Source organism: Lonsdalea britannica (assembly GCF_946477055.1).
In the GTDB taxonomy this organism is placed as follows: Bacteria; Pseudomonadota; Gammaproteobacteria; order Enterobacterales; family Enterobacteriaceae; genus Lonsdalea; species Lonsdalea britannica_A.
Genome location: NZ_CAMKXG010000260.1, coordinates 1 through 4,789 on the forward strand (window position 1 = coordinate 1; position 4,789 = coordinate 4,789).

Consider the following 4,789-nt stretch of genomic DNA (forward strand, 5'->3'; position numbering starts at 1 on the left):
TGTATGACTGATTCACATCGCAGAGTTATTTTTGACCCTGTGCAGCATCATTGGTTCGTATAATGTATGACGCTATGTTTCAAAAGAGTTCTGAGTCATTCCGGTAGAATGGGTTGGCTTTTGGGGTTTACCGGAATGGCGAAGGTTCGTCTTTATACATAGAGTACATTATGCTTATCAATTTGTGTCTAGCGGCAGAATTAGACTATCTTCATGATTTAATTCTTTAACTTGTAGTGCTTCTGTCATCTCTTCTAGACAGTTATCAATAATTTTTATATTTGACCATGAATACCAAGAATGACTATTCATTCGACCTGATTGCCGTGCATTGTCCTCAATAAAAAGGATTTTATTTTCATAGTCAACTCTTGGCGTAATGTCTAAATAACGGTTGTCTTTTTTTACTACAGCATGAAATTCAGCCTCGATAAACCCTTTTTTCCTATCCTCCCACAACATCCATCCATATATTGCTTCGCCGCCGTTTTCTTTTATATAGTCTTCGCAATTATTAAAGCAATAACCAGCTCTTGTATTAGGTGCTTTAGTTAATGGTAAATACATTGGGGTAGTTTTTAGCCCTAAGCTCCTGACCAAAAACCGAACAGAGCTACTAATTTTTTTTGGAGTTTTTGGGGTTATTTTTTGTTTTATTTTCATTGAGTTACCTTGCAACTGTACGTTCTGCTCTGCAAGCAATTATAGCATACATTTTAGTGGCTAAAATTCTCAGCATCGCCGCGAAGCGGTTCGGGGTTCTGTGACACCCTTTAATCTTTATTGTTGATTCGGCGCGGCAGCAGAGTAGTGATTCGAGCAAGGACCGTATTATGAAACGTGGCGAAAGGCGGTCCTTAACAACATTCCGATGGATTTTTTTATCCGTTATTCAGGCCAGCAGGCCGATATGAAAAACGGCCAGCGTCTTGAACGGCGCGGTAAACTTTTGCGGACTGAAGCAAAGCTAAGTTTTATCATTTCTACGCATCGCTGTCGTTCGTCAGTTTGCATGGCAAGATTTACCACTATCAGGTGCCATGTGTAAAAGCGATCTGCCGGAAGCGTATCAGACACGCTGGCTGGATGATTGCAGCGATGAAGATAATGAGCCGTTGGATTTTCAGATTATCCATCACGATCTGGAGCATGGCACTGAAGAAGTGGTGTTTGATTCAGCGCATCAACACGACCAATGACAGCACCGGGAATGCCAGTTTCCACACTTCCGCACCTTGGTTCGCATAATGTATATTATGTTAAATTAGATTTATGGTCCGATGCATTACACCATCCCAGACCGTTTCACATGTCGTTGTGCAAAACCCCCGCTCTTCACTTCATCATGTGGGATGAGATTATCGACATTGATAACTCCGCCATCGTCTACACACTAATCCTCGATAATGTCTGTCATTCATTCTTCACCTCTGTGGAACCAAGTTTTTAATACATGCTGGGTGGATCTCTGTCACTGGAAAACTGGCGCTGTTGATCCGATACAGCCCCAGCCGTCACTCGACATATTACGTTTTTCACGCGGTCCCGTTTCTCATACAACGTGACGTTGCTCCGCAACAGAATTTAAAATGAGCCCGACATCCTGTTTTACTGCCTCAGTCGCGTTGTTCGTTGCACGCGAACATCAACCGCACGAATCACTTTTGGCCTTACTGCAATTCAGCTGGAATATCCTGGCTCGACAGATTCGCCAACTGGCCAAACAGCGGATCCCACTGTTGTATGTCCAAACGTACAATCAAATTTTCACGTGTGAACGGATCGCCATGAATCATTGACTTCACCTCATCCAGCGTCGCCGCGCGGAAGATCAGAAACCCTGCCCTTAATGGCGTGTCTTTGAGCGGTCCTGATGCTATCAGGCGACCCGCTTTGATTAATCCCTGAAGATAGCGGACATGTTCCGCAACGTGAGTATTCCAGCCTGTCCCATCTGGATGGTCCATTCTGACGATATAAATGCCCATAACGATTCTCCTGATGTGTTATTCAACAACAGAGAAAGTGTAATGCTTCATTTTGATGGCTAAAATCAGCATCTGATAGGTTCACTCACAACGGATAGTTGTTAATGCCAGATACGATCACTAGCATGCGTGTGTTTATCTCCGCAGTCAGATTGGGGTCATTTGCAGCAGCGGCTGAGAAAATGGATATGTCGCCGCAAATGGTGGCTCGTCATATCGCTTCCCTGGAGTCGAGGCTCAATGCGCGGTTATTGAACCGTACGACGCGAAAACAGAGCCTCACCGCCGTAGGTCGGGACTATTACCCGCGCTGTCTGCGCATTCTCGCGGATATCGATGACGCGGAGCGGTGTGCGAGCAACCACAGCGACGTGCTGTCTGGCACGTTGCGTCTAAATGCGCCTGTCACCTTCGGACGCTATGCGCTGATGCCCTTTATGACGGAATTTCTGGCGCGTTATTCGGGCGTAAAGGCTGAAGTCATCCTCTCGGATGCGTGGTCTGACCCGGAGGCGGATGGCTTTGATGTCGTGATTCGTATCGGCGAGCCTGACAAGAATTTGCGCCAGATTGCTTTGCCCTTGCCCGCCTATCAGCTCATTGTCTGCGCGGCGCCAGCATATCTGCGTCAGGCCGGTACACCGACACGCCCGGAAGAACTCTCTCAATATGAATGTCTGGGGTTTTCCCCCTGGCGAGCGGGATTAACGAATCGCTGGGTTTTCGTGAAAGATCAGGAACAGATTATCGTTGAGGTCGCCAGCCGTTTGACGGTGAATGACTGGAGCGCCCTATTTAGCGCCGCGCTCAGCGGAACAGGCATTGTATTAGGATATGATAAGGCTATGGCAAAGGCGTTGGATCGTGGGGAATTGGTCCAGATACTGCCTGATTACACTTTTCCGAACAGGCCGCTGCATGCGTTGTTTAGCCCAACGCAGCGGCATGAATCGAAAACGCGCGTTTTCATTGATGCGTTCACACACTACTTAGCGGAAAATTAGTGGTGATTGCGAGGTGGTGATAACGCCGGAGGAAGTTTTTCCGTCATTGACTGTCCCCGGGACATATCCCGGAGACAACGGTGATGCGAGTTAGTTGAGTTTGTACTGCAGCGTGATCTCGGCGTTCAGCACTTGCGAAACCGGGCAGCCGGCTTTGGCTTTATTGATGATTTTGTCGAAAGTCGCTTCTTCAATGCCCGGCACTTTCACCGCGCTTTCCAGCTCAATTTTGGTGATGGCGAATCCGCCATTGGCCTTGTCCAGCGATACCACGGCCGTCGTATCAATGCTGTCCGGCTTAAAACCTTCGTCACCTAACATCAGCGACAGCGCCATGGAAAAACAGGCAGCATGCGCGGCGCCAATCAGTTCCTCAGGGTTGGTGCCGGGTTTGCCTTCAAAACGGGTGTTGAAGCCGTAGGGCTGCTGACTCAGCGCACCGCTTTCCGTCGATACCGTACCTTTACCCTGTTTGATGTCGCCTTCCCAGTGGGCTTGCCCTTTCTTATGAATGGTCATGCTTACTCTCCTGTTAATGAGACTGAACAGTAAGTATAGAAAGTCATGCCGATCTTGCCTGACTTGCTAACGATAAATCCCCTATCGGTCTCATTTGCTGTCCCGATATACGCCTGACGTCTGAATGTTTCTGGCATACACTCAGTATTCACCGTTCGATGCTATTTCCGTCATTTTTTCTCTCACCGGTAAGGCAAACGTATGAGCCAACTTTTCACTCCATCAAAACTGGGAGCGCTGACACTCGATAATCGCATTGTCATCGCCCCGATGTGCCAATACTCCGCCGAGCAAGGGTTTCCCAGCGAGTGGCACACCATGCACCTCGGCAATCTGGCGCAATCCGGCGCCGGTCTGTTGATTTTGGAAGCGACCGCAGTTCAGCCTGAAGGCCGCATCAGCCCTAAGGATTTAGGGATCTGGAACGACGAACAGGCCGCCGAACTGACGAAACAGGTAGCGCATATTCGACGCTATTCGCCAATCAAACTCGGTATTCAGCTTGCTCATGCGGGGCGTAAGGCTTCCACCGCAGAACCCTGGAACGGTGGAAAAGATGTTGCTATCGCCGACGGAGGCTGGCAAACGGTGGCGCCTTCGGCACTGGCCTATGCGGATAGCCGCCAGCCGCAAGCGCTGACCATAGAACAGATCCACCAGCTCAGAGCGGATTTTATTTCCGCCGCGGAACGGGCCGAAAAAGCGGGATTTGATCTGATCGAGCTGCATGCCGCCCACGGATATCTGCTGCATCAGTTTCTCTCCCCCCTATCCAACCAACGCAGCGACGACTATGGCGGTTCGCTGGAAAACCGCATGCGGTTGGTGTTGGAGGTGTTCGCGGATGTTCGTGAGGCGGTATCTATCGCCGTGGGTGTCAGAATTTCCGCCACGGATTGGGTTGATGGCGGCTGGAACGAAGCCGACTCGGTGGTATTGTCGAAACAGCTGGAAGCATTAGGCTGTGATTATATCCATGTCTCCAGCGGCGGCCTGTCGCCTGAGCAGAAAATCCCCGTTGGCCCTAACTATCAGGTGCCGCTGGCCTCACAGATCCACGAATCGGTCAGTATCTCGACGATTGCCGTGGGTCTGATTACCGAAGCGGAACAGGCTGAAGCCATTATAGCGACCGGACAGGCGGATTTTGTCGCCCTTGCCCGTGGCGTACTGTTCGACCCGCGCTGGCCGTGGCATGCCGCCGCCAAATTAGGCGATACCATCTCGGTTTCGCCGCAATATTTGCGCTGCGAGCCGCATTATCTGAGGGGGTTATTC

6 protein-coding genes are annotated in these 4,789 nt (G+C 49.8%); 3 read left to right on the plus strand and 3 right to left on the minus strand.

From position 1 onward, the window contains the following. Nucleotides 1-177: 177 nt before the first annotated feature. Nucleotides 178-663 (minus strand): hypothetical protein, encoded by a 486-nt coding sequence (locus Q7O77_RS14690; RefSeq protein ID WP_304168786.1) that lies wholly within the window; start codon nucleotides 661-663, stop codon nucleotides 178-180. A gap of 377 nt (nucleotides 664-1,040) precedes the next feature. Between Q7O77_RS14690 and Q7O77_RS14695 the strand changes: the two genes are divergently transcribed. After that, nucleotides 1,041-1,199, plus strand: a complete 159-nt coding sequence (locus tag Q7O77_RS14695; protein ID WP_304168787.1) for a hypothetical protein — start codon at nucleotides 1,041-1,043, stop codon at nucleotides 1,197-1,199. Nucleotides 1,200-1,670: 471 nt separating this feature from the next. Here the strand turns inward: Q7O77_RS14695 and Q7O77_RS14700 are convergent, their stop codons facing one another. Beyond that, nucleotides 1,671-1,988, minus strand: coding sequence for a YciI family protein (locus Q7O77_RS14700; protein WP_304168790.1), 318 nt, complete (start codon nucleotides 1,986-1,988; stop codon nucleotides 1,671-1,673). A gap of 104 nt (nucleotides 1,989-2,092) precedes the next feature. Between Q7O77_RS14700 and Q7O77_RS14705 the strand changes: the two genes are divergently transcribed. Continuing rightward, complete coding sequence (locus Q7O77_RS14705; protein ID WP_304168793.1) at nucleotides 2,093-2,992, plus strand: LysR family transcriptional regulator; 900 nt, start codon at nucleotides 2,093-2,095, stop codon at nucleotides 2,990-2,992. A gap of 90 nt (nucleotides 2,993-3,082) precedes the next feature. Here Q7O77_RS14705 and Q7O77_RS14710 read toward each other — a convergent pair whose 3' ends face one another. After that, a complete protein-coding gene (locus tag Q7O77_RS14710; protein WP_085652012.1) occupies nucleotides 3,083-3,511 on the minus strand; it encodes an OsmC family protein in 429 nt (142 codons plus the stop codon). Nucleotides 3,512-3,712: 201 nt separating this feature from the next. Here Q7O77_RS14710 and Q7O77_RS14715 point away from each other — a divergent pair. Then, nucleotides 3,713-4,789 (plus strand): NADH:flavin oxidoreductase/NADH oxidase (locus Q7O77_RS14715; RefSeq protein WP_304168798.1); only part of this gene is annotated, 1,077 nt, incomplete at its 3' end.

Coding starts and splice junctions, on each gene's coding strand:
- Q7O77_RS14690 (WP_304168786.1), bottom strand. CDS start 663: ATGAAAATAAAACAAAAAATAACCCCAAAAACTCCAAAAAAAATTAGT.
- Q7O77_RS14695 (WP_304168787.1), top strand. CDS start 1,041: ATGTGTAAAAGCGATCTGCCGGAAGCGTATCAGACACGCTGGCTGGAT.
- Q7O77_RS14700 (WP_304168790.1), bottom strand. CDS start 1,988: ATGGGCATTTATATCGTCAGAATGGACCATCCAGATGGGACAGGCTGG.
- Q7O77_RS14705 (WP_304168793.1), top strand. CDS start 2,093: ATGCCAGATACGATCACTAGCATGCGTGTGTTTATCTCCGCAGTCAGA.
- Q7O77_RS14710 (WP_085652012.1), bottom strand. CDS start 3,511: ATGACCATTCATAAGAAAGGGCAAGCCCACTGGGAAGGCGACATCAAA.